Raw genomic sequence first — 20,546 nt, 5'->3', positions numbered from 1 at the left:
CACGAAGAACGCCGCTGCCGGTGCGGGATTTAGCCCGCGGCGGACATTTGCCGCTTCCGGCAAGCGCTTGCCGCCACCCGTCTGCGTTTTCCGGCAAATCCACCGGCTGCGGAGAATTGGCACGCTCTTTGCTGAACATCTGGGCGAACACGTCTGGAGGACTGTCATGAGCAACGGCCTTTTCGGCATTCACGGCGCGGCGCTGGAGATCAGGGCGCAGCGCATGGGCATGCTCGGATCGAACATCGCCAATGCGGCGACGCCCGGGTACAAGGCGCGCGACATCGATTTCGCCGCAGCGCTGGAAGCGAAGATGGGCGGCGCCGGAAGCGAGCAGGCGGTCGGTTCGGCCACCCGCTACCGCGTCCCGACGATGCCCAGCCTCGACGGCAACACCGTCGAGATGGCGACCGAACAGTCGGCCTTCGCCGAGAACGCCGTCGCCTATACCGCGACGCTGGGCTTCCTGCGCGGCCGGGTCGAGACCGTCACGCGCGCGATCAGGGGCGAATGACGATGCCCGGCCCGATGACCCTCTTCGACCTCGGCCAGCGCGCCATGTCTGCGCAGCTCGTGCGGATGAACGCCGCGGCCTCCAACCTTGCCAACGCGGGCAGCGTCGCTGCCAGCGAGGGCGAGGCCTATCGCCCGCTGCGCCCGGTCTTTGCCGAACATCTCGATACCGCGACCGGCATGAGCACGGTGCGGGTCGACGGCGTCTATCGCGCCGACGTCGCGCCGGTCCGCCGGCACGAACCGGGCCACCCGCTCGCCGACGAGAACGGCGACGTCTGGGCCAGCCCGGTCGATGAGAACGCCGAGATGGTCGAGATGCTCGAAGCTTCACGCCAGTACCAGAACATGGTCGAGGCGCTCTCCACCGCCAAGCAGCTGATGCTCGAAACGATGAGGATGAAATGACCGTAGCAGCGATCACAGGCACCGGCGCGAATGCCGGGGCGGCCACCGGGCGCGACTATGCGTCGCTCGGCCAGGCCGACTTCCTTCGGCTGCTGACCGTGCAGGTGCAGCAGCAGGACCCGTTCGACCCGGTCGATAACAAGGAGATGCTGGCGCAGATGGCCCAGTTCTCCTCGCTCTCCGGGATCACCGAGATGAATGCGACGCTGCAGGACATCTCGGACAAGCTCGATGCTCTCGCCGCCGCGCAGACGGCCGCGACCCCCACCGAATGACGCACAGGAGTACCAGGCAATGTCTTTCTACACTTCGCTGAACGGTCTGAAGAACTCGCAGACCGAGCTGGGCGTCATCGCCCACAACATCGCCAACGTCGAAACCAACGGTTTCAAGAAGGGCAACACGCAGTTCGCCGACATCGTCGCCGGGTCGGCGCAGTCCGACCCGCGGATGATCAAGGGCATCGGCGCTACCGTCGAGGCGATCACCCAGAACTTCGGCCTCGGTCCGATCGAGCAGACCGGCGGCGCGCTCGACCTTGCAATCACCGGCGATGGCTTCTTCGCGATGCGCTCGGCCGACAGCGGCAACACCGTCTTCACCCGCAACGGCGCTTTCGGTGTCGATGAGGCTGGGTTCATCACCGATGGCGGCGTCAACCGCCTGCAGGTGTTCCCGACCGACGCCAGCGGCACCGTCACCTCGACCACGCCGGCGGACGCGCAGATCGCGCCGACCAATGCGGCCGGCGCCGAATATGTCGGCGTCGTGGTCGGTCAGGACGGCCTGGTCTCGGCATCCTATGCCGATGGCTCGACCGAAGCGGTCGGCAGCATCGCGCTCGCCTCGTTCATCACGCCGACCGGTCTCAAGCAGATCGGCTCGTCCAACTGGGCGGCGACCGGGATCTCGGGCCAGGCCAAGTACGGTTCGCCCGGCACCGGCCAGTACGGCTCGCTGATGTCGGGTTCGATCGAGCGGTCGAACGTCGACATCGCGGAGGAGCTGGTCGGCCTGATCACCGCGCAGCGCAACTTCCAGGCGAATGCCAAGGCGATCGATACCGCGACCCAGATCTCGCAGACGGTCATCAACCTGAGGACCTGATCCGATGGACCGCCTGATCTACACCGCTCTGTCGGGCATGAACGCCTCGATGGACCGCCAGCGGGTGATCGCCAGCAACATGGCGAACGCCAACACGGTGGGCTTTCGCGCGGAACTGCTCGACCAGCGCCCGGTCACCGTCGACGGCGAGACCCTCGACGTGCGCGCCATGCAGCGTGCCGCGGTCCGCGGCGCGGTGATGGAAGCGGGCGAAATGACGCGGACCGGCAACGGCCTCGACATCTATATCGAGGGCGAGGCGCTGATGGCGGTTCAGGCGAACGACGGGACCGAGGCCTATACCCGGCGCGGCGATCTCTCGATCTCGCCGACCGGCGTGATCGTGAACGGCGAAGGTCTGCCGGTGCTCGGCGAGGCCGGGCCGATCACGGTGCCGCTCGGCACCAATCCGACGATCGCGCCCGACGGGGTGGTCAGCGTGACCGATCCCGCCGCGCCGCCCGATCAGCCGCCGGTGGAAGTCGGCCGGATCAAGCTCGCCGGGTGGCAGGGCAGCCCGATCTCCAAGGGCCTTGACGGTCTTTTCCGGGTCGAGGGCGGCGGCATCCTTCCCGCCGACGCCCAGGCGACCGTGATCACCGGTGCGCTCGAGCAATCCAACGTGAAGCCGACCGAGGTGCTGGTCGACATGATCCAGGCACAGCGCCTCTTCGACATGCGCAGCAAGCTGATCGCCACCGCACGCGAGTGCGACGAAGGCGGCGCGCAGCTCATGCGCCTGAGCTGAGACCAAACACGCTGACGAATCGCTGACGAAAGGAACGTCACAATGCCAACTTCCGCTCTCCAGGTAGCCCGTACCGGGCTCGAGGCGCAGGACTCGCGCATGCGCGTGATCGCCAACAACCTCGCGAACGTCGGCACCACCGGCTTCAAGAAGGACCGCGCCAACTTCGCCACGCTCGCCTACCAGGACGCACGGGTGGCGGGGCAGCGCTCCTCGGGCGAGACGGCCTATGCCACCGGGCTCAACCTCGGCACCGGCGTTGCCGTCCAGTCGACCAGCCAGATCGTGTCGCAGGGCGCGCTCAACACGACCGGCAACGCGCTCGATCTCGCGCTCGACGGCGATGGCTACTTTCAGGTCGAGATGCCGGGCGGGGAACTCGGCTATACCCGCGCGGGCAATTTCACCCGCTCGGCCGAAGGGCAGCTCGTCACCCAGCAGGGCTATATCGTCCAGCCGGCGATCACCATTCCGGAAGGCGCGACCTCGATCGCGGTCTCGCCCGACGGGATCGTCACCGCGGTCATTCCCGGCGACGCGGAACCGGCCGAACTCGGCCAGCTCCAGGTGGCGAGTTTCGCCAACCCCGGCGGGCTGCGGGCGATCGGCGACAACTTCCTGGTCGAAACCGCCGCCAGCGGGGCCGTCCAACTCGGGCCGGGCGGCGAACTGGGCCGCGGCAACGTGCGCCAGGGCATGCTCGAGGCCTCGAACGTCAACATCGTGGAGGAGCTGGTCGACATGATCGAATGCCAGCGCGCCTACGAGATCAGCTCGAAGATGGTTTCCGCCGTCGACGAGATGCTCCGCAACGCCAACCAGACATTGTGAGCAACTCATGAAACGCATCTTCTTTCGCACGGCGCTCGTCGCCGGATCCGCGCTCGCCCTTGCCGCGTGCGGCGGCGAGCGGGCGACCGGCTTTCAGGCCGCGCTCCCGCCGCCGCCTCCAGCGATGGCCGCAGCGCCGGCGGACGGCGCGATCTTCCAGCCGACGAGCGGCTTCACACCGCTCTACAACGGCCTGCGGGCCAGCCGCGTCGGCGATCTGGTGACCGTTATCCTGACCGAGCGGACGCGGACTTCGAAGTCGGCGAGCTCGAACACCCAGCGCGATGGGGGCATCTCGCTCTCGCCGCCGAGCGCCGGACCGTTCTCGTTCGACCCCGGCGTCCTTAATTCCGGCGGCCAATCGTCGTTCAAGGGGCAGGGGGATGCTTCCCAGACCAACACGTTCAGGGGGGACATCACCGTGACCATCGCCGAAGTGCGCCCCAACGGAACGGCATTCGTCCGCGGCGAGAAGCTCATGCAGCTCAGCCAGGGCGAGGAATGGATTCAGCTTTCGGGCATCATCCGCTTGTCGGACGTCGACCAGAACAACACCATCGCCTCGCCCCGGATCGCCGATGCGCGCATCACGTACGCGGGCAAGGGCGCGGTGCAGCGTGCCAGCCGCGAAGGCTGGCTGTCGAAGTTCTTCAACCTCGTGACGCCATTCTAGGGGGAGCGCTGCGATGTTCAGAACCCTGATCCTCGGCCTTGCGGCCCTCGTCGCCGGTCTCGCCTCGCCCGCCCACGCGGAGCGCGTGCGCGATCTCGGCACCTTCCAGTCGGTCCGCTCCAACCAGCTCACCGGCTACGGCATCGTCGTCGGGCTCGACGGGACGGGCGACGACAACTTCGCTTATGTCACGCAGGCCATGCGCGGCGTGTCCGACCGGTTCGGGCTGCAACTGCCGCCCGGCGTCAACCCGGCGCTCAAGAACGCTGCCGCGGTGATCGTGACGGCGGAGCTGCCCGCCTTCTCCAAGCCGGGCCAGCGGATCGACGTGACCGTGTCGACCATCGGCAAGGCCAAGTCGCTGCGCGGCGGCGCGCTGATCCTGACCGCGCTGCACGGCGCGGACGGGCAGATCTACGCCATGGCGCAGGGCAACCTGGCCGTCGGCGGGCTCGGTGTATCGGGCCGCGACGGATCGAAGCTCACCGTCAACGTGCCGACCGTGGGCCGCATTCCCGACGGGGCCAGCGTGGAACGCGCAGTCGCGACCGGGTTCGAGAACGCCGACGTTCTGCGTTGGAATCTCAACCAGGCCGACTTCCTCACCGCCACCCGCGTGCGCGACGCGATCAATGCGCGCTATCCGGGCATGGCCCAGGTGGAGGACGGTGTGACCCTGGCGCTGCGGCTGCCCTACGGCGCCAATGCCCGCGCCGGGATCATGGCCGAGATCGGCATGCTCGACATCGACCCGGCCGAGGCCTCGGCGAAAGTGATCGTCAACAGCCGCACCGGCACGGTCGTTATCTCCAGCGCGGTAAGGCTCGCGCCCGCGGCGATCAGCCACGGCAGCCTGGTCGTGCGGATCGACGAGAACCCGACGGTGGTCCAGCCGGCCCCGTTCAGCGACGGCGAAACCGCGCTCGAGCAGGACAGCGACATCGACGTCTATGAAGAGGGCAACCGCGTCGCCCTGCTCGAACCCGGCGCATCGCTGGCCGAGCTGGTCGACGGCCTCAACATGCTCGGCCTCTCGCCGTCCGATCTGGTCGCGATTCTCGAGGCGCTCAAGCAGGCCGGCTCGCTCAAGGCCGAGATGGTGGTGATATGACGGGCCCGATCACGCTTTCCGGCGCCAACCCGGCGATCGTGTCGGCCACCGCCCCCGGCGGTAGCGAGCGCGAGCGCCTGGCCGAAGCAGCCCGGCAGTTCGAGGCGATCTTCGTGCGCCAGATGCTCTCCGCCGCACGCAACGCCGACTTCGGCGGCGACGAGCTGTTCGGCGGCAAGGGCGACGAGACCTTCCACGAGATGCGCGACGCGCGCTTCGCGGAGCTTGCCGCGAGCACCGGCGCACTGGGCCTGGCGACTTCGATCGAAGCGCAGCTTGCCCGCTTCGTCGAGCCGGGCGGGAATTGACGCATGGCATCCGATCTCCTCTCGATCGCCGCCAGCGGCGCACGCGCGGCACGGGCCGCGCTCGACGTGACGGCGCAGAACATCGCCAACGCCTCGAGCGACGGCTACGTCCGGCGCAGCGCGCGCATGGAAGAAGTCTCCGCCGCGGGCGGGCAGGGCCGCATCGGCGACATCTCGCTGTCGGGTGCGCGCGTCTCGGGCATCCATCGGAATGCCGACATGTTCCGCCAGGCCGAAGTGCGGCGCACCGGCAGCGATCTCGCACGCGCCGATGCCGAGCTCGGCGGGCTGGAGAACATCGAGTCCGCGGTCGAGCAGTCGGGCCTCTACGATTCGATCGTCGAGTTCGAGGCGGCACTGCAGCAGCTCGCCTCCGACCCGACCAATTCCTCGCTCCGGTCCGCCGTCCTCGCGGGCGCGGACACGCTGGCGAACAAGTTCAACATCGCGGTCGATTCGCTCGGCGCGGCGGGCGATGGATTGCGCTTCGACGCCAATGCCGCGACCGACGAAGCCAACGTGCTGGGCCAGGAAATCGCCCGCGTGAACCTGCGCCTGTCGCGTGCGGGCGAGGGCAGCAGCGACCGCGCGACGCTGCTCGACCAGCGCGATTCGCTGCTCGAACGGATGAGCGGCATCACCGACATTGCGACCAGCTTCGCGCCCGACGGCGCGGTCACCGTGACCACCGGCGGTGCGACTCTGGTTCAGGGCGGCAACTTCACCCCGATGTCGATGGCGACCGCGACCGACGGCACGATCTCCTTCGCCGTCGGCGGCACGGTCGTGCAGCCTTCGGGCGGCGCGCTGGCGGGTGCCGCGCTGGCGCTCGAATCGGTGGCCCAGGTGCGCGGCCGGCTCGATACGCTGGCCGACGGGATCGCGAGCGCGGTCAACGCCGCGCAGGCGAGCGGCGTCGGGCTCGACGGCACGGCCGGTCAGCCGATCTTCGGCGGCACCGGCGCTGCCGGAATCAAGGTCGTGATGACGGGTAGCGACGGCATCGCCACCGCTCCGGCCGGCGCGCCGGCGAACAGCAACGACGGATCGAATCTCGCCGCCCTGCGGCAGGCGCTGGAAAACGGCGGCGTCGCCGGTTCGGCCAACGCGCTGCTGTTCGACGTGTCGAGCGCGGTCGCGGGCAAGAGGGTGACGCGCGACGCGCTCGACGCGATCGCCTCTTCGGCGCGGATTTCGCTCGAGCAGCAGGCGGGGGTCGATCTCGACACCGAGGCTGCGAACCTGATGCGCTTCCAGCAGGCGTTCCAGGCCTCGGGCCGGGCGATGCAGGTCGCGAGCGACATCTTCCAATCCCTGTTGCAACTGAGGTGAGGCCGCGATGATCAATCTCAGCACATCCGCCTTCTACGAGCGCGCGACCCGCCAGGTCGGCACGCTGCGCTCCGAGGCCGAGAAGCTGCAGCAGCAGATGGGCACCGGCGAGCGCCTGTCGCGCTCGTCCGACGACCCGGTCGCGGCGGCGCGGTTGCGCACGCTGGCGCGCGGCGAGCGGCTGGCCGAGATCGATCAGCGCGGTTCCGACCTCGCCTCCACCGACCTCAAGATGACCGACGATGCGCTCGGCTCGCTCGCCACGCTGGTGATCCGCGCCAAGGAGCTCGCGACCAAGGCCGCGACCGAGACGCTGGGCAGCGAGCAGCGCGCGGCGATCGGCGGGGAGATCGAAAGCCTGCGCCAGGCCGTGCTGCAGATCGCGAACAGCCGCAACAGCGCCGGGCACGCGCTGTTCGGCGGGCAGGCGGCGGGGGCAGCCTATCAGGAAAGCGGCGGGGCGGCCGCCTACGTCGGTACCGCGACGAAGGACGCGGTCGACCTCGGCGACGGGCAGTCGGTCGTCCCCTCGCTGACCGGACCCGAAGTGTTCGCGTTCGACGCCGGCGGTGTGCCGACCGATCTGTTCACGGTGCTGGGCGATCTCGCCACCGCGCTCAAGAGCGGGGGCGACCCGACCGGGCCGACCGGTGTGGCGCTCGACGGGCTGTCCGCGGGCCTCGACAAGATCGCCACCGCACAGACCGTGGTCGGCGCGAGGCTCGGCTGGATCGAAGTGATGGACGAGCGCCGGGTGGCCAATTCCGAACTGGTTGCCGACGAGCGGAAGGCGATCGGCGAGGCCGACCTCGCGGTCACCATGACCCGTCTGCAGGAAGTGACGACCGTGCTCGAGGCGAGCCAGGCGAGCTTCGTGCGGCTCGCCGGCCTGTCGCTGTTCGACATGATGCGCTGATAAAGAGAACAAGGGCTTCAAAGACATGTACGCTGCAATCGGTATCGTCGTCCTGCTCGTCATGGTGTTTGGCGGCTTCGCCTTCACCGGCGGCGCGCTTGGCCCCGTGATGGAGGCCGTCCCGCACGAGATGCTGATTATCGGCGGTGCGGCGGTCGGGGCGATGATCGCCGGCAACTCGATGCACGAGCTGAAGGCGATCGGCCGGTCGTTCGGGAAGATCTTCAAGGGCCCGCGCCATTCGCGGCAGGACCACATCGACGCCATCGCGCTGACCACCAAGCTGATGAAGCTGCTGCGCACCGAAGGGCCGGTCGCGCTCGAGAGCCATGTCGAGACTCCGGCCGAATCCGAACTCTTCGCCGAGTATCCGAACCTGCTCGCCAACCAGCCGCTGACCGCACTGATCTGCGATACGCTCACGCTGCTCGTCGTCTCCTCCGGCACGCTCGAAACGCATGCGGTGGAGGAGGTGATGGACAATGCGATGAAGACGCATTTCCACGACATGCGCGAGCCGCAGCATGCGCTGCAGTCGCTGGCCGACGCGCTGCCGGCGCTCGGCATCGTCGCCGCGGTGCTCGGCGTGGTGAAGACGATGGGCTCGATCGACCAGCCGCCGGCGGTGCTCGGCGGGATGATCGGCTCGGCGCTGGTCGGCACTTTCCTCGGCGTGCTGCTCGCCTACGGCGTGGTCGGCCCGCTCGCCTCGCGGCTCAAGCAGATCATCGACCAGGACGAGCAGATCTTCCACGCGGTCAAGCAGGTGATCATCGCTTCGCTCAACGGCTATCCGCAGCCGCTGGTGGTCGAAAGCGCGCGCTCGGGCCTCGGCCATGCGTTCCGCCCCGGCCTCTCGGAGCTGCTCGACAGCCTGCGGGGGCGGTAGGATGGCTTCGCGCGCAGGGCGCAACGATCCGCCGCCGCCGATCATCGTCAAGAAAGTCACCGTCGTCCAGGACGCCGGCCACCACGGCGGCGCATGGAAAGTCGCCTATGCCGACTTCGTGACCGCGATGATGGCATTCTTCCTGCTGCTGTGGCTGCTCGGCTCGACGACCGAGGCGCAGCGCAAGGGGATCGCCGACTACTTCACCCCGACGCTCGTCAAGCTGAAGGAGAAGAGCGCCGGCTCCGACGGGCTGCTGGGCGGCGCTTCGCTGGTCGATCCCGACAGCTATCCGCACCGCGCCGCGCAGACCGGCAGCCGGCCGATCACCGTCCCGCGCGACGTTTCGGGCGGGCCGAAGGAAAGCATCGACCGGGTCAAGCGCATGCGCGAGCGCGTGCAAGAGGATATCGCCGACGACCGGCGCCTGCGCCGCCTGATGCGCCAGGTGCGCATGGTCGACACGATCGAGGGCGTGCGGATCGATCTGGTCGACGACGCCGACTTCTCGATGTTCGTGCTCGGCACGACCGTGCTCACGCCCGATGCGGCGAAGCTGATGAAGGTGATCGCCGAAGCGGTGCGCCCCGAGCCGGGCGCCCTGACCATTCGCGGACATACCGATGCCCTGCCGTGGAAGAGCGGCGCGGCGGCCAACAACTGGTCGCTGTCCGCCGGCCGCGCCGAAGCCACGCGCCAGGCCCTGATGCGCGGCGGGATCGGCGAAACCCGCTTCCGCCGCATCGAGGGCGTCGCCGACCGCGAACCGCTGGTCACCGACAACCCGCAGGACCCCCGCAACCGGCGGATGTCGATCCTGCTGATGGACTAGGGTTTCTCGGTGTCCACTGCCGTCTCAGCGCAAGCAGCGGCTCGCGCGCCGTCGGCGATGGTTCAAGCCTACCTCCTTCTTGCAACCCCGGTGACGTACGGAACCGGGATTGCCCGCATTCCGCTTCTTCTGCCGCGTACAGCGGCATCTTGTTGGAAAATGGCTCGGCGATGTCCTATCCGGCGTGAAGCCCAGGATCAGGATTTGCCACATGAAGAAGCTCGTTTCAGTTCTCCTCGCGGGGCTCGCGCTCCTCCCGCTTCCGGCGATCGCCAAGGATCGGGCGGACGTGTTGATCCGCAACGCCACCATCGTCGATGTCGAGAATGCACGGCTGACCCCGGATCAGGCTGTCGTCACGAAAGACGGTACTATCGTGGCCGTGGGCGACGAGGCACAGGTCGCGGAGACCTGGACTGCCGACCGTACTGTGGATGGCGGCGACCGTTTCCTTATCCCGGGCCTGTGGGACATGCATGTCCACTTCGGCGGCGGACCGGAGTTGATCGAGGAGAACAAAGCGCTTCTGCCGCTCTATGTCGCGCACGGCATCACGACGATACGCGATGCGTCCGGCGATCTTCCCAACGAGGTACTGGCGTGGCGCCGCGAGATCGCCGCCGGGACCCTGTTCGGCCCGACTTTGCTCAGTTCCGGCCCGAAGATCGAAGGGATCGATCCCGTGTGGAAAGGGACGATCGAGACCGGGACGGACGCCGATGTCGATGCCGCCGTGGCGCGGCTCCAGCAGCTTGGCGTCGATTTCGTGAAGATCACCGACAGCACGCTGAAACCGGAGCTGTTCCTCTACGCCGTGCGCCAGGCGCGGGCAGCGGGACTGCGTGTGTCGGGCCATATTCCGATGGCGCTGACGGTGGAGCAGGCGGTCGATGCCGGGATCAGCTCGATCGAGCACATCGACTATGCATTCAAGGCCGGCGTCAGGGACGAGGCCGCCATCGCCGCGGACTTCGCCGCGGGCCGGATCGACCGTGCGGAGGCCAACCGGCGGATCGAGGCCGGTTTCGATCATGAAGTGGCGATGGCTGCCTATCGCAAGCTGGCCGCCGAGAGTGTGTTCGTCACCCCCACTCTGAACGGCAGCCGCATCATCGCATACCTCGATCGCGACGATCACAACGACGACGATTATCTCAACCTCATCGGCCCCGGCCTGCGCGACACCTATGCCTGGCGCGTCGAGCGCGCAGCCAAGGCCGATGCCGCGGCGGTCGCCGCCCGCCATGCTGCGTTCGAAAGGGAGGCCGCATTGCTGCCGATGCTGCAGACGGCGGGTGTGACGATCATGGCCGGGACCGACGCGGGCTTTCTCAACTCGTTCAATTATCCGGGCATCGCCCTGCATGAAGAGCTGGCGCTGTTCGTCGAAAAAGGCCTGACGCCCGCCCAGGCGCTTGCCGCAGCGACACGCGCCGGTCCCGCCTGGTTCGGCCAGCTCGATCGGTACGGTTCGATCGAGGTGGGCAAGGCGGCCGATCTCGCGTTGCTCGACCGCAACCCGCTGGAGGACATCAACGCAACGCGTGCCATTCACGCCGTTGTCCTGCGCGGCTCGGTCTACGACCGCGCTGCGCTCGACGCGATGCTGGCCGACACCCGCGCCGAGGTTGCAGCATGGAATGCGCAGGCCGCGCAATGAGCCGGCCGGGGCGATGGGCTGGGCCGGAAAATACCCGCAACCAAAGAAAAAGGCCCGGCGCTGTTACCAGCGCCGGGCCCTCTAAAAGCCAGAGAGGCTCTGACGATTAACGCAGCAGCGACATAACGTTCTGCTGGCTCTGGTTCGCCTGCGACAGCATCGCGGTCGAAGCCTGGCTGAGGATCTGCGCCTTCGCGAGCGCAGTCGTTTCGGCCGAGTAGTCGGTGTCCTGAATGCGCGAGCGCGCGTCGGACAGGTTGGTGACGTTGTTGGTCAGCGTGTTGACCGCCGATTCGAGACGGCTCTGGCCGGCACCCAGCGTGGCGCGGGCGGTCGAGATTGCCTCGAGCTGCGCGTCGGCCGTGGCGATCGCCGTGGTCGCCGATGCGGCATCGGTGCCGACGTCGAAGGTGGCTGCCGTGAGACCCGAAAGATCGGCCATCGTCAGGTCGATCGTGTCGGTGCTTTCGGCGCCGGCCTGGATGGTGACCGTCGCGGTGCTGGCGTCGAACAGCTTGACGCCGTTGAACTCGCTGTTCGCGACGACGGCGTCGATCTGCGACTTGAGCTCGGTGACTTCCGCCTGCAGGTTGGCGCGGTCGCTGGTCTGATAAGTGCCCGAAGACGACTGCACGGCCAGCTCACGAACGCGCTGCAGCATGTTGGTGACTTCGTTGAGGCCACCTTCCGCCGTCTGCGCCAGCGAAATCCCGTCGTTCGCGTTGCGGATGCCCTGGCTCATGCCACGGATCTGCGAAGTCATCGACGTGGCGATGGCGAGGCCAGCGGCATCGTCCTTCGCGCTGTTGATGCGGTTGCCGGTCGACAGACGCTCCATGGCGGTGCCGAGGGCCTTGTTGGCAGCGGCCGAGGCGTTGGCAGCCTTGAGCGCGCTGATATTCGTATTGATAACGGACATTGTTCAAACTCCCACAATGCTCTTCAAGGGCTGCCCCGAGACCCCGTCTTGGGCGGCAGCTGAAACCCAGACCGGCAATGGTGCGGGAACTTTTAGGGGGCTCGGCAGATTTTCATGGCTGTGCGCGGGTTGGGGAAGCTCCCGTCGTCCGGCAGACCGCCGCGATTCCCCTCCCGCCAGGTCGGACGTTTCTGCACGCGATCCCAGCCTTGCTGGGATTTTGGACAGCGACGCGACGATGCGCGCGCCTCGCTCACCTCGGCCACTCCCGTGATCTAGGTATTTATACTTAAGTGCGTTCCACCGTTAACCATTAAGCGAAATTTCCCCTTACTGGCGCCAATACGGCTGCGGACGGATGGTTAATCAGCAGGGGGCTGAAAAGTGGGATCGATCGAACGGACCCAAGGGTTCGAAAAGGCGCATGTCTCACTGGCGGGCAAGTTCGCGGGGATCGCATCCTCGCTCTTTCCCCGGCAGGCCGTGCACCTCGCCGACGCCGCCGAAAGCGGGCTGCGCGGGCTGCCCGGTGTGATTGCGCTGGCGCGGGCCGACGTGCCCGCCATCCAGCGGACGGGGACCGGTGCCCGGCTGACGTATGCCGATCCGGTTTCCGAAGCGACTTTCGGCGCGCTCGTCGCGCTGGCCGCGGCCGGTGGGGGGCCGGTCGCGGCCGATCCGGAATCGCTCTCGGTGCTGGCGCTGGCCGACCGGCTGGCGGGCACCGACATTCCGGTGCTCATCAACGGGCCGACCGGCACCGGCAAGGAAGTGCTGTCGCAGTTCATCCACAAGCGCAGCGCGCGGCAGGACAAGCCGTTCGTCGCGGTGAACTGCGCGGCCATTCCCGAGACGATGCTGGAAGCGCTGCTGTTCGGCCATCAGAAGGGCGCCTTCACCGGCGCCAACGCGGCGGGCGAGGGCTTCTTCCGCGCCGCCGAGGGCGGCACGCTGCTGCTCGACGAGATCGCCGAGATGCCGCTTCCGCTGCAGGCCAAGCTGCTGCGCGCGCTGCAGGAAGGCGAAGTCGTGCCGGTCGGCGCGACGACGCCGGTCAAGGTCGACGTGCGGATCATCGCCTGCGCCAACCGCGACCTGCCGCTGGAGGTCGAGGAAGGCCGCTTCCGCGCCGACTTGTTCTACCGTCTCAACGTCTTTCCGATGACCCTTTCGGCACTGCGCGAGCGGCCGAACGACATCGTGCCGCTGGCTTTCGCCATGCTGCTGCGCCACGCGCCGCAGGGGCAGCAGGTGCCCTGGCTCAGCGACGGCGCGGTCGCCATGCTCAAGCAGCACGGCTGGCCGGGCAATATCCGCGAGCTGGAAAACGTCATGCGCCGCGCGCTCGTGCTCGCCGGCAGCGAGACGGCGATCGGCACCCAGCATATCGTGTTCGACCGGCCTGCGCGGCTGGTCGAGCGCACGCCGGAAGCGGCGCCCCAGGTCGACTTCGATGAAGCCGGCGCCGGGGCCAAGCTGTCCAAGGTGGTGCAGCTTTCAGAAGCGCGCGCGATCATGGAAACGCTCGACGCCTGCGGCGGCAAGCGCGCCGAGGCCGCGCGCCAGCTCGGCATCAGCGAGCGCACGCTGCGCTACCGCCTGGCATCCTTCCGTGAAGCCGGCCTGGCCGTGGGAGGCCGTCGATGAGCGGCGTGGGCGGCATCGGCGGCGCGGGCTCGGTCCAGCAGATCATGGCATTGCGCCAGCAGATCCTGGAACGCTCGAGCGTTCTGCAGGAACTCCAGCAGGCGAAAGGCGCCGCAGGCACGGGTGCGGCGGCACCGAGCGAACCGGCGGGCGGCGGCTTTGCCGACACGCTCAGAACGGCACTCGACGGCGTCAACGCGGCACAGACCAAGTCGTCCGAGCTCGCCGCCGGTTACGAGCGCGGCGAAGTGACCGACATCGCCAAAGTCATGCTCGCGCGCCAGGAAGCGGGGATCGCTTTCGAAGCCACGCTGCAGGTCAGGAACAAGCTGTTGTCCGCCTACCAGGACATCATGCGGATGGGGGTTTGATTAGATGAGCGACCTCGTGCCCACGGGCGGTTCCTCCGGATCGCTCCTTGCGCCGCTGCGCGCAGGGGGCGCCGGTTCGTTCAAGGACCGCGCCGCTGCCTTCGCGGCGCAGCCTGCGGTGCGAAAGGCGCTGCCCTGGTTCGCCGGGCTCGCCGCCGTGGGCATGGCCGCGCTGCTGTGGGCCGCGCTCGCGCCTGCGCCGCAGCGCATGCTTTACAGCTCGCTCGGCGATGCCGACCGCGCCGGTGTGGTCAGCGCGCTGGAGGCTGCATCGATCGACTACACGATCGACAACACCACCGGCGCGCTCACCGTCGGGGCAGACGATCTCTACCGCGCGCGCATGGTGGTCGCCTCCGATGGCGCGCTCGCGACGCCCGAGACCGGGCAGGACATGATCGATGCGCTGCCGATGGGCGCCAGCCGCACGCTCGAAGGCGACCGGCTGCGCGCCGCGCAGGAACGCGACCTGATGCTGACGATCCGCGAGATCGACGGAGTCGAATCGGTCCGCGTCCATCTCGCGCGGGCCGAACGCTCGGTGTTCGTGCGCGACAATCTGCCGCCGACCGCCTCGGTCATGCTGCGCCTCGCGCGCGGGCGCCAGCTTTCCGAATCGCAGGTCACCGCGATCGCCAACCTCGTCGCCGCCTCGGTGCCGGGGCTGTCGATCGACGCGGTGCGCATCGTCGACCAGCACGGCCGCCTGCTGTCGAGCCCGGCCGGCGGGGAATCCGATCGCCTCGAACTGCAGACGCGGATGGAGGCGAAGCTGCGCTCGCAGGTCGACCAGTTGCTTTCCCCCATGATCGGAGCGGAGAATTTCTCCAGCGAAATCCAGGTTGCGCTCGACATGAACGAGGTGACCTCGGCTCGCGAAAGCTACGACAAGGACGGCGCGGTGCGCCGCGAGACGACCCAGACCTCGACCATGGCCGGCCCCGGTGCCGCCGTCGGCGTGCCCGGCGTACTCTCGAACACGCCGCCGCCGACGCCCGAAGCCGTCGAAGGCGCGCCCGAAGGCGGGCCGGCGGAGGCCGCTACGCCCGAAATGGGCGAAAGCAGCGCCACGCGTACCTACGAACTCGGCCGCGAGGTTGCGGTGTCGAACATGGCGCCGGGCAGCGTGAAACGCCTGTCGGTCGCGGTCGCGATCAACCAGGAGGTGCTCAAGGGCGCCAAGCCTGCCGACATCAAGAAGTTCGAGGATCTGGTCGCCGCGGCCGTCGGTGCCGATACGGCGCGGGGCGATACCGTGGCGGTGATCGTCCGCCCGTTCGATGCGCCTGTGGCCGAGGAAGCGCCCTTCTGGGAAACGTCCTGGTTCGCGATGGTCGTGCGCAATCTGGTCGCGCTGATCTGCGTCGTGCTCGTGCTGCTGTTCGTCGCCCGGCCGATCGTCCGCGCGCTGACCGGCCGCAAGGACGAGGATGGCGAGGAAGCGGAGGGCGAATTGACGGTCCTCCCGGCCGGCCGCCGGCCCGCGCTGATCGCGATGAACGACGAGCCCGACCGCGAGGAACTTTCCGCCCAGATCGAGCTCGCCCAGCGAATCGCGCGCGAGCAGCCCGACGACGCGCTCCAGGCGTTGCGCCGGATGCTCAGCGAAACCCGCAGCACCGAAGGCGTGGCGTGATGGCCGCCCCGATCGAATTCGATGGCGCCGACCGCGCTGCGGTCATGGTCATGCTGCTCGGCGAAGAGGAGGCGGCAAGGCTGCTCGCCGGCCTCTCGCCCGAGGAACTGCGCAGGCTCGGCGCCAAGATGTGCGAGCTGGGCGACATCGGGCCGACGGCGATCGCCGACGCCATTGCCAGCTTCGCCGATTCCGCCAGCCAGTCGGGCATCACCGCGCATGGACGGATCGCCGACGTGCGGCGGATCATGACCGGCGCGCTCGGCGAGGTGAAGGCGGACAGCATCATGCGCCGCGTCGCGCCGCCCGAGAACGCGCCGCGCAATCCCGCGCTCGAGATCGCGCAGTGGCTAGAGCCCGACGTGCTGATCCCGCTGATCCAGGACGAGCATCCGCAGGCGATCGCCGTGCTGCTGGTCCAGCTCGAACCCGCGACCGCCGCGGCCGTGCTCGCCGGTCTGCCGGAGGACCTTCACACGCCGGTCGTCCACCGGATCGCCAGCCTGGGCCCGGTTTCGCCGGAGGCGATCGCGATTCTGGAAGAAACGCTCGCTACGAAGATCGCCGGTACCCACGGGATCAGGAAGCTGACCATGGGCGGCGTGCGCGAGGCGGCGGAGATCATGAACAGCGCCGCGCGCAGCATGGAGAAGCGGGTGATCCCGGGCCTCAACAAGCTCGACAAGCAGCTCGCCCGCGACATCGAGAGCGAGATGTTCAAGTTCGAGCACCTGCTCGACCTCGACACCCAGACGATCGGCCAGCTCCTGCGCGAGATCGAGAGCGAAGTGCTGATCGACGCGCTCAAGGGCCTCGAGGAAGCGCAGCGCGAGGTCTTCTTCGGCGCCATGTCGAGCCGCGCCGCGGACGGCCTGCGCGACGAGATCGAGGAACGCGGCCGGATCAAGCGCGCCGACGTGGAAGCGGCGCAGAAGGCGATCATCGCAACCGCGAAGAAACTCGCCGCAGATGGCACGATCGTCGTTGGCGGGGCGGACGACGACTATGTCTAGGGCCTGCCTCCCGCTCGAGCGGCTGCGCGGCAGCGGCGGATTCTCGCGCGACCCGCGGTTCTCCTCGCTCTACGTCGTCGCGGCCGAAGAAACTGTGGCGGAGCCGGAGCGCGATCCCGTCGCCGACGCCCACGAGCGCGGATTTGCCGAAGGCGCCGCGCAGGCGGAAGCGCGCGCGCAAGAACAGGAACGCGAACGCGACGCCCGGCGCAATGCGATCGAACTCGCCTTCGCCCGCTTCGACGCCGAAAGCGCCGCCGCCCTGCGCGAGCGTCTGCGGCTGACGGTGCTGACGTTGTGTGAAGACGCAATCCTGCCGCTCGCGCTCGACCAGGACGGTCTCGTCGCACGGATCGGCAAGGCCACTGCCATGCTCCAGCGCGCGCAGGACGAACGCCGCGTGTTGCTTCACCCTGACGATCTGGCGCTGGTCGAAGGCCGGCTGCCGGCCGATCTCGTCGCCGTGGCCGACCCCTCGGTCGAGCGCGGCGGTCTGCGGATCGAGACCGAGGACGGCGGGATCGAGGATGGCCCCTCGCAATGGCGCCGCATTCTCGAAGAGGCCTTCCGCGAGTGCTGAGCGAGCTGGAGACGGTGCTCGGTGAACTTGCCATGCCGCCGGTCGACCTGCACCCGCGCCGCTTCGGCCGGGTCGCAGCCTGCGACGGCGGACTGATCGAGGTCAGCGGCCTTTCGGTCCCGATCGGAGGCCTGTGCCGGATCGACGACGGCAAGGGCGCGACGCTTACCGCCGAAGTGATCGGCTTCCGCAACGGGCGCACGATGATGATGATGCTCGGCGACAGCGTACTGCTGCGGCCGGGCGTACCCGTGCGGCCCGAGGGGCGGCCCGGCATGTTGCCGGTCGGCCCGGCCTTCCTCGGCCGCGCGGTCGACGGCCTCGGCCGCCCGATCGACGGCGGCCCGCCGCTCCGCTCGCGCGCCGAATGGCCCGCGGGCGGCAAGCGCACCGGCGCGCTCGACCGCGCGAGCGTGCGCGAACCGTTCGACACCGGCATTCGCGCGATCAACGCGCTGACCACTTTCGGTATCGGCCAGCGCGTCGGCATCATGGCCGGCTCGGGCGTGGGCAAGTCGGTGCTGATCGACATGATCGCGCATGGCGCCGAAGCCGACGTGGTCGGCCTGATCGGCGAGCGCGCGCGCGAGGTCTCCGACTTCGTCGAACGGCATATGCAGGGTGAAGCGGCCGCGCGCACCGCGGTCGTCGCAGTGCCTGCCGACCATGCCGCGAACCTGCGGCTGCGCGGGGCGCTGCTGGCGACGTCGCTCGCCGAATATTTCCGCGCGCAGGGCCTGCGCGTGCTGCTGATCCAGGACAGCCTGACCCGCATCGCCCACGCGGCGCGCGAGATCGGCATCCTGCTCGGCGAACCCGGCGCGGCGCGCGGTTATCCGCCGTCGGCGCTGTCGACGATCACCAAGCTGGTCGAACGCGCGGGCAATTCGGTGGAGAGCGGCGGCTCGATCACCGGGATCTATACGGTGCTTGCCGACGGCGACGACCAGAACGATCCGGTGGTCGACACGGCCCGCTCCATCCTCGACGGCCATATCGTGCTCTCGCGCGATCTCGCGCAGCGCGGGCAATATCCGGCGATCGACGTCGGCGCCTCGCTCAGCCGGGTGATGAGCGACGTTGCGAGCCCGCAGCAGAACCTGCTCGCCCGCAATCTGCGCGCGCTCGTTTCGGCGTACGAGAGCAATCGCGACCTGTTGCTGATGGGCGCCTATCGCCCCGGCGCCGATCCGCTGGTCGACCGCGGCATCGCACTCCATCCGCAGATCGCCGAATTCCTCAAGCAGGACGTGGCCGAGCGCGTCTCGCTGGATCTTGCGGTCGGGCAGCTTCAGCAATTGATCGGCAATGACCAGTGACACCTCGCGCCTGCGCCGTGCGCGGCTGATCGAACGGCTGCGCTCGGCCGAGCAGCGCCAGGCCGCGGCCGAAGCGCACCGGGCGGAAGCGGTCCGGCAAAAGCTGGAACAGCTTTCCGAACGCACGCGCACGCTCGCGCAAGTCTATGCCCTGCGTGATACCTCGCGCGACGGTGCCGACTTGCGCAGCGCCACCGTGCTCGGCAGCCATCTCCGCGATCTCGGCGCGACCGCCGCGAAGCAGGCCGAGCATGCCCGGCGCGAGGCGGACGATCGCCTGGCCGACCTCGCGGTTGCCGAGCGTCGCTTGCAGAAAGCGGAGGAAGGGCGCCGCGATCTCGCCCGTGCGATCGAGGGGAAAGCTGCGAAGCTCGATCCCGTCGCCGCCAGGAAAACTGGCACGCATCTTGAATAAACGTGTGTGTTCAAATCGCACACGGCAGGCCGATGATCTCTCAGCTTCTTTCCCAATCCAAGGCACCCTCGGTTCTCGACCTGGGCGGCGCGACGCCGGCCAAGGGCGAAGCGGGCGTGCAGGGCACGTTCTCGCGCCTCCTCTCCGCCCTCGGCGCCGCTACGCAGGGCGTGCAGGGCGAGGAGACGGTGTCCGAGGCGCCCGAGACAACCTCCGAAGCCGAGGGGGAAATTCTTCCGGTCATCGCGCTGCCGGACCTTGCCGGAACCGGCAAGATATTGCCGGCCGATGCCGAGGCTTTGCCGGAAACCGCGGAGAACGCCGATGCCGCTGATGGCGCAGAGGCTGTGCTGGCGGCTTTGGTGCTGACGCCGCTGCAGCTCGTCCCGGCAAGCGCCAGCGAAGCGGCGGCCAAGACCTCGCAGGCACCGGCATCCGCACCCACACCGCAGCTTCCCGCAGGTCTTCCGCTCGCCGCGCAGCCGGAGGGCGAGGGCGCCAAGCCCGCGCCGCCGCCCGCCGTTGCGATCCAGGTCGCACCGCTGCCCACTTCAGACGATACGGCTGCCGCCAACCCACGCGATCCGGCGCTCGCCGCCGACAAGCCCGCGGCTGAATTCGCCGCCAAGCTCCAGCCTGCCGGCGCTTCGGCCGAGCGCGGGCGCGATCCGGCTGCCGGCGATCGCGCTGCGGCCGAACCCGCTGCGAAGGCGCCGGGCAAGATCGCCGCCGAACCCGCGTCGATTCAGGCGCCCGCACCGGTGCAGCCCACGGCCGTTGCCGCGGTTACTTCTGCCGCCGCGAGCGATTCCGCGCCGTCCCTCGCCGCCGACAAGCCAGCGGTCGAGACCGGCATCGCGCGCGAGCTCAGCCGGATCGTCGACAGCCTCGCCTCGGCGCGCGAGGCGATGACCGGCAAGGGCGCCACGCTAGCGCTCGACCATGCCGAATTCGGCGAGCTCTCGCTCCGCTTCGACCAGCGGCGCGACGGGCAGCTCGGCGTCCAGATCGCCGCGGCTGATCCCGATGCGCACCGCGCCGTCGCCGCCGCCGTGGCCGACCGTCCGGCCTTCGGGCAGGGCGACGGAAGCGCGCCGGGCGGCCATCAAAACGCGCAGAGCGGCGGCAGTGCCTCGGCGCGCGGCGGATCGCTCGCCGAGCGTGACGGCAGCGCGTCCGAAGGCAACGCTTCGCGGCAGGAGCGGCACGAAGGCCGCCGCCGTTCCGACACCGATACCTCCGGTCAGCGCACTCGCGGCGGCGACAGCTCCGCGGTCTACGCCTGACCGGCCCAACGCACGCAATTCGAGGACCAAGG

23 protein-coding genes are annotated in these 20,546 nt (G+C 68.7%); 22 read left to right on the top strand and 1 reads right to left on the bottom strand.

The window, feature by feature from the left end:
• Positions 1-166: 166 nt before the first annotated feature.
• The 14 genes from flgB to D2V04_RS13495 all read left to right on the top strand — a co-directional run bounded on the left by flgB (position 167) and on the right by D2V04_RS13495 (position 11,328).
• A complete protein-coding gene (flgB, locus tag D2V04_RS13560) occupies positions 167-514 on the top strand; it encodes a flagellar basal body rod protein FlgB (protein ID WP_119514205.1) in 348 nt (115 codons plus the stop codon).
• Positions 515-528: 14 nt separating this feature from the next.
• Positions 529-921, top strand: a complete 393-nt coding sequence (gene flgC, locus D2V04_RS13555) for a flagellar basal body rod protein FlgC (protein WP_228766439.1) — start codon at positions 529-531, stop codon at positions 919-921.
• A complete protein-coding gene (locus tag D2V04_RS13550) occupies positions 918-1,196 on the top strand; it encodes a flagellar hook assembly protein FlgD (RefSeq protein ID WP_119514203.1) in 279 nt (92 codons plus the stop codon). The genes flgC and D2V04_RS13550 overlap by 4 nt, the downstream gene beginning before the upstream one ends.
• 19 nt (positions 1,197-1,215) lie before the next feature.
• On the top strand, positions 1,216-2,028 hold the full coding sequence (locus D2V04_RS13545; protein ID WP_119514202.1) for a flagellar hook-basal body protein: 813 nt from the start codon (positions 1,216-1,218) through the stop codon (positions 2,026-2,028).
• 4 nt (positions 2,029-2,032) lie between these two features.
• Positions 2,033-2,776, top strand: coding sequence for a flagellar basal body rod protein FlgF (locus D2V04_RS13540; protein ID WP_119514201.1), 744 nt, complete (start codon positions 2,033-2,035; stop codon positions 2,774-2,776).
• 42 nt (positions 2,777-2,818) lie between these two features.
• The gene (gene flgG / locus D2V04_RS13535) at positions 2,819-3,607 is read left to right on the top strand and encodes a flagellar basal-body rod protein FlgG (protein WP_119514200.1); all 789 of its coding nucleotides are present in this window, start codon (positions 2,819-2,821) and stop codon (positions 3,605-3,607) included.
• Positions 3,608-3,614: 7 nt separating this feature from the next.
• Positions 3,615-4,280 (top strand): flagellar basal body L-ring protein FlgH, encoded by a 666-nt coding sequence (locus D2V04_RS13530; protein ID WP_119514199.1) that lies wholly within the window; start codon positions 3,615-3,617, stop codon positions 4,278-4,280.
• Between the two features lie 13 nt (positions 4,281-4,293).
• Positions 4,294-5,391 carry a flagellar basal body P-ring protein FlgI gene (locus D2V04_RS13525; protein WP_119514198.1) on the top strand — a complete coding sequence of 366 codons (1,098 nt, stop codon included), beginning with the start codon at positions 4,294-4,296 and terminating at the stop codon, positions 5,389-5,391.
• Complete coding sequence (locus tag D2V04_RS13520; protein WP_119514197.1) at positions 5,388-5,699, top strand: rod-binding protein; 312 nt, start codon at positions 5,388-5,390, stop codon at positions 5,697-5,699. Before D2V04_RS13525 ends, D2V04_RS13520 begins: the two co-directional genes overlap by 4 nt.
• 3 nt (positions 5,700-5,702) lie before the next feature.
• Positions 5,703-7,031, top strand: a complete 1,329-nt coding sequence (gene flgK / locus D2V04_RS13515; RefSeq protein WP_119514196.1) for a flagellar hook-associated protein FlgK — start codon at positions 5,703-5,705, stop codon at positions 7,029-7,031.
• 7 nt (positions 7,032-7,038) lie between these two features.
• On the top strand, positions 7,039-7,947 hold the full coding sequence (locus D2V04_RS13510; protein WP_119514195.1) for a flagellin N-terminal helical domain-containing protein: 909 nt from the start codon (positions 7,039-7,041) through the stop codon (positions 7,945-7,947).
• 25 nt (positions 7,948-7,972) lie between these two features.
• A complete protein-coding gene (gene motA / locus D2V04_RS13505) occupies positions 7,973-8,836 on the top strand; it encodes a flagellar motor stator protein MotA (protein WP_119514194.1) in 864 nt (287 codons plus the stop codon).
• A 1-nt stretch (position 8,837) separates the two neighbouring features.
• Entirely contained in the window at positions 8,838-9,668 is an 831-nt protein-coding gene (locus D2V04_RS13500; protein ID WP_119514193.1) for a flagellar motor protein MotB, read from the top strand.
• A 211-nt stretch (positions 9,669-9,879) separates the two neighbouring features.
• Complete coding sequence (locus D2V04_RS13495) at positions 9,880-11,328, top strand: amidohydrolase family protein (protein ID WP_119514192.1); 1,449 nt, start codon at positions 9,880-9,882, stop codon at positions 11,326-11,328.
• A gap of 106 nt (positions 11,329-11,434) precedes the next feature.
• Here D2V04_RS13495 and D2V04_RS13490 read toward each other — a convergent pair whose 3' ends face one another.
• Positions 11,435-12,247 (bottom strand): flagellin N-terminal helical domain-containing protein, encoded by an 813-nt coding sequence (locus D2V04_RS13490; RefSeq protein WP_119514191.1) that lies wholly within the window; start codon positions 12,245-12,247, stop codon positions 11,435-11,437.
• Positions 12,248-12,631: 384 nt separating this feature from the next.
• Here D2V04_RS13490 and D2V04_RS13485 point away from each other — a divergent pair, with 384 nt between their 5' ends.
• Genes D2V04_RS13485 through D2V04_RS13450 form a run of 8 tightly spaced genes read left to right on the top strand, consistent with a single transcriptional unit; the run spans position 12,632 to position 20,514 of the window.
• The gene (locus D2V04_RS13485) at positions 12,632-13,894 is read left to right on the top strand and encodes a sigma-54 interaction domain-containing protein (RefSeq protein WP_119514190.1); all 1,263 of its coding nucleotides are present in this window, start codon (positions 12,632-12,634) and stop codon (positions 13,892-13,894) included.
• Positions 13,891-14,265, top strand: coding sequence for a flagellar hook-basal body complex protein FliE (gene fliE, locus D2V04_RS13480; protein ID WP_119514189.1), 375 nt, complete (start codon positions 13,891-13,893; stop codon positions 14,263-14,265). Before D2V04_RS13485 ends, fliE begins: the two co-directional genes overlap by 4 nt.
• A gap of 4 nt (positions 14,266-14,269) precedes the next feature.
• Positions 14,270-15,901, top strand: a complete 1,632-nt coding sequence (gene fliF, locus D2V04_RS13475; RefSeq protein ID WP_119514188.1) for a flagellar basal-body MS-ring/collar protein FliF — start codon at positions 14,270-14,272, stop codon at positions 15,899-15,901.
• A complete protein-coding gene (gene fliG, locus D2V04_RS13470; RefSeq protein WP_119514187.1) occupies positions 15,901-16,914 on the top strand; it encodes a flagellar motor switch protein FliG in 1,014 nt (337 codons plus the stop codon). The genes fliF and fliG overlap by 1 nt, the downstream gene beginning before the upstream one ends.
• The gene (locus D2V04_RS13465) at positions 16,907-17,494 is read left to right on the top strand and encodes a FliH/SctL family protein (RefSeq protein WP_228766438.1); all 588 of its coding nucleotides are present in this window, start codon (positions 16,907-16,909) and stop codon (positions 17,492-17,494) included. Before fliG ends, D2V04_RS13465 begins: the two co-directional genes overlap by 8 nt.
• A complete protein-coding gene (locus tag D2V04_RS13460) occupies positions 17,488-18,813 on the top strand; it encodes a FliI/YscN family ATPase (protein ID WP_228766437.1) in 1,326 nt (441 codons plus the stop codon). Before D2V04_RS13465 ends, D2V04_RS13460 begins: the two co-directional genes overlap by 7 nt.
• On the top strand, positions 18,803-19,228 hold the full coding sequence (locus D2V04_RS13455; protein WP_119514185.1) for a hypothetical protein: 426 nt from the start codon (positions 18,803-18,805) through the stop codon (positions 19,226-19,228). Before D2V04_RS13460 ends, D2V04_RS13455 begins: the two co-directional genes overlap by 11 nt.
• A 32-nt stretch (positions 19,229-19,260) precedes the next feature.
• Positions 19,261-20,514 carry a hypothetical protein gene (locus D2V04_RS13450; RefSeq protein WP_119514184.1) on the top strand — a complete coding sequence of 418 codons (1,254 nt, stop codon included), beginning with the start codon at positions 19,261-19,263 and terminating at the stop codon, positions 20,512-20,514.
• Positions 20,515-20,546 lie beyond the last annotated feature (32 nt).

This window comes from Pelagerythrobacter aerophilus, assembly GCF_003581645.1.
Lineage (GTDB): Bacteria > Pseudomonadota > Alphaproteobacteria > Sphingomonadales > Sphingomonadaceae > Pelagerythrobacter > Pelagerythrobacter aerophilus.
This window is presented reverse-complemented; position numbering and strand designations above follow the sequence as displayed.

What these genes read in the sequence shown, in the direction of transcription:
- flgB (WP_119514205.1), top strand. Translation starts at nt 167, where the DNA reads ATGAGCAACGGCCTTTTCGGCATTCACGGCGCGGCGCTGGAGATCAGG.
- flgC (WP_228766439.1), top strand. Translation starts at nt 529, where the DNA reads ATGACCCTCTTCGACCTCGGCCAGCGCGCCATGTCTGCGCAGCTCGTG.
- D2V04_RS13550 (WP_119514203.1), top strand. Translation starts at nt 918, where the DNA reads ATGACCGTAGCAGCGATCACAGGCACCGGCGCGAATGCCGGGGCGGCC.
- D2V04_RS13545 (WP_119514202.1), top strand. Translation starts at nt 1,216, where the DNA reads ATGTCTTTCTACACTTCGCTGAACGGTCTGAAGAACTCGCAGACCGAG.
- D2V04_RS13540 (WP_119514201.1), top strand. Translation starts at nt 2,033, where the DNA reads ATGGACCGCCTGATCTACACCGCTCTGTCGGGCATGAACGCCTCGATG.
- flgG (WP_119514200.1), top strand. Translation starts at nt 2,819, where the DNA reads ATGCCAACTTCCGCTCTCCAGGTAGCCCGTACCGGGCTCGAGGCGCAG.
- D2V04_RS13530 (WP_119514199.1), top strand. Translation starts at nt 3,615, where the DNA reads ATGAAACGCATCTTCTTTCGCACGGCGCTCGTCGCCGGATCCGCGCTC.
- D2V04_RS13525 (WP_119514198.1), top strand. Translation starts at nt 4,294, where the DNA reads ATGTTCAGAACCCTGATCCTCGGCCTTGCGGCCCTCGTCGCCGGTCTC.
- D2V04_RS13520 (WP_119514197.1), top strand. Translation starts at nt 5,388, where the DNA reads ATGACGGGCCCGATCACGCTTTCCGGCGCCAACCCGGCGATCGTGTCG.
- flgK (WP_119514196.1), top strand. Translation starts at nt 5,703, where the DNA reads ATGGCATCCGATCTCCTCTCGATCGCCGCCAGCGGCGCACGCGCGGCA.
- D2V04_RS13510 (WP_119514195.1), top strand. Translation starts at nt 7,039, where the DNA reads ATGATCAATCTCAGCACATCCGCCTTCTACGAGCGCGCGACCCGCCAG.
- motA (WP_119514194.1), top strand. Translation starts at nt 7,973, where the DNA reads ATGTACGCTGCAATCGGTATCGTCGTCCTGCTCGTCATGGTGTTTGGC.
- D2V04_RS13500 (WP_119514193.1), top strand. Translation starts at nt 8,838, where the DNA reads ATGGCTTCGCGCGCAGGGCGCAACGATCCGCCGCCGCCGATCATCGTC.
- D2V04_RS13495 (WP_119514192.1), top strand. Translation starts at nt 9,880, where the DNA reads ATGAAGAAGCTCGTTTCAGTTCTCCTCGCGGGGCTCGCGCTCCTCCCG.
- D2V04_RS13490 (WP_119514191.1), bottom strand. Translation starts at nt 12,247, where the DNA reads ATGTCCGTTATCAATACGAATATCAGCGCGCTCAAGGCTGCCAACGCC.
- fliE (WP_119514189.1), top strand. Translation starts at nt 13,891, where the DNA reads ATGAGCGGCGTGGGCGGCATCGGCGGCGCGGGCTCGGTCCAGCAGATC.
- fliF (WP_119514188.1), top strand. Translation starts at nt 14,270, where the DNA reads ATGAGCGACCTCGTGCCCACGGGCGGTTCCTCCGGATCGCTCCTTGCG.
- fliG (WP_119514187.1), top strand. Translation starts at nt 15,901, where the DNA reads ATGGCCGCCCCGATCGAATTCGATGGCGCCGACCGCGCTGCGGTCATG.
- D2V04_RS13465 (WP_228766438.1), top strand. Translation starts at nt 16,907, where the DNA reads ATGTCTAGGGCCTGCCTCCCGCTCGAGCGGCTGCGCGGCAGCGGCGGA.
- D2V04_RS13455 (WP_119514185.1), top strand. Translation starts at nt 18,803, where the DNA reads ATGACCAGTGACACCTCGCGCCTGCGCCGTGCGCGGCTGATCGAACGG.
- D2V04_RS13450 (WP_119514184.1), top strand. Translation starts at nt 19,261, where the DNA reads ATGATCTCTCAGCTTCTTTCCCAATCCAAGGCACCCTCGGTTCTCGAC.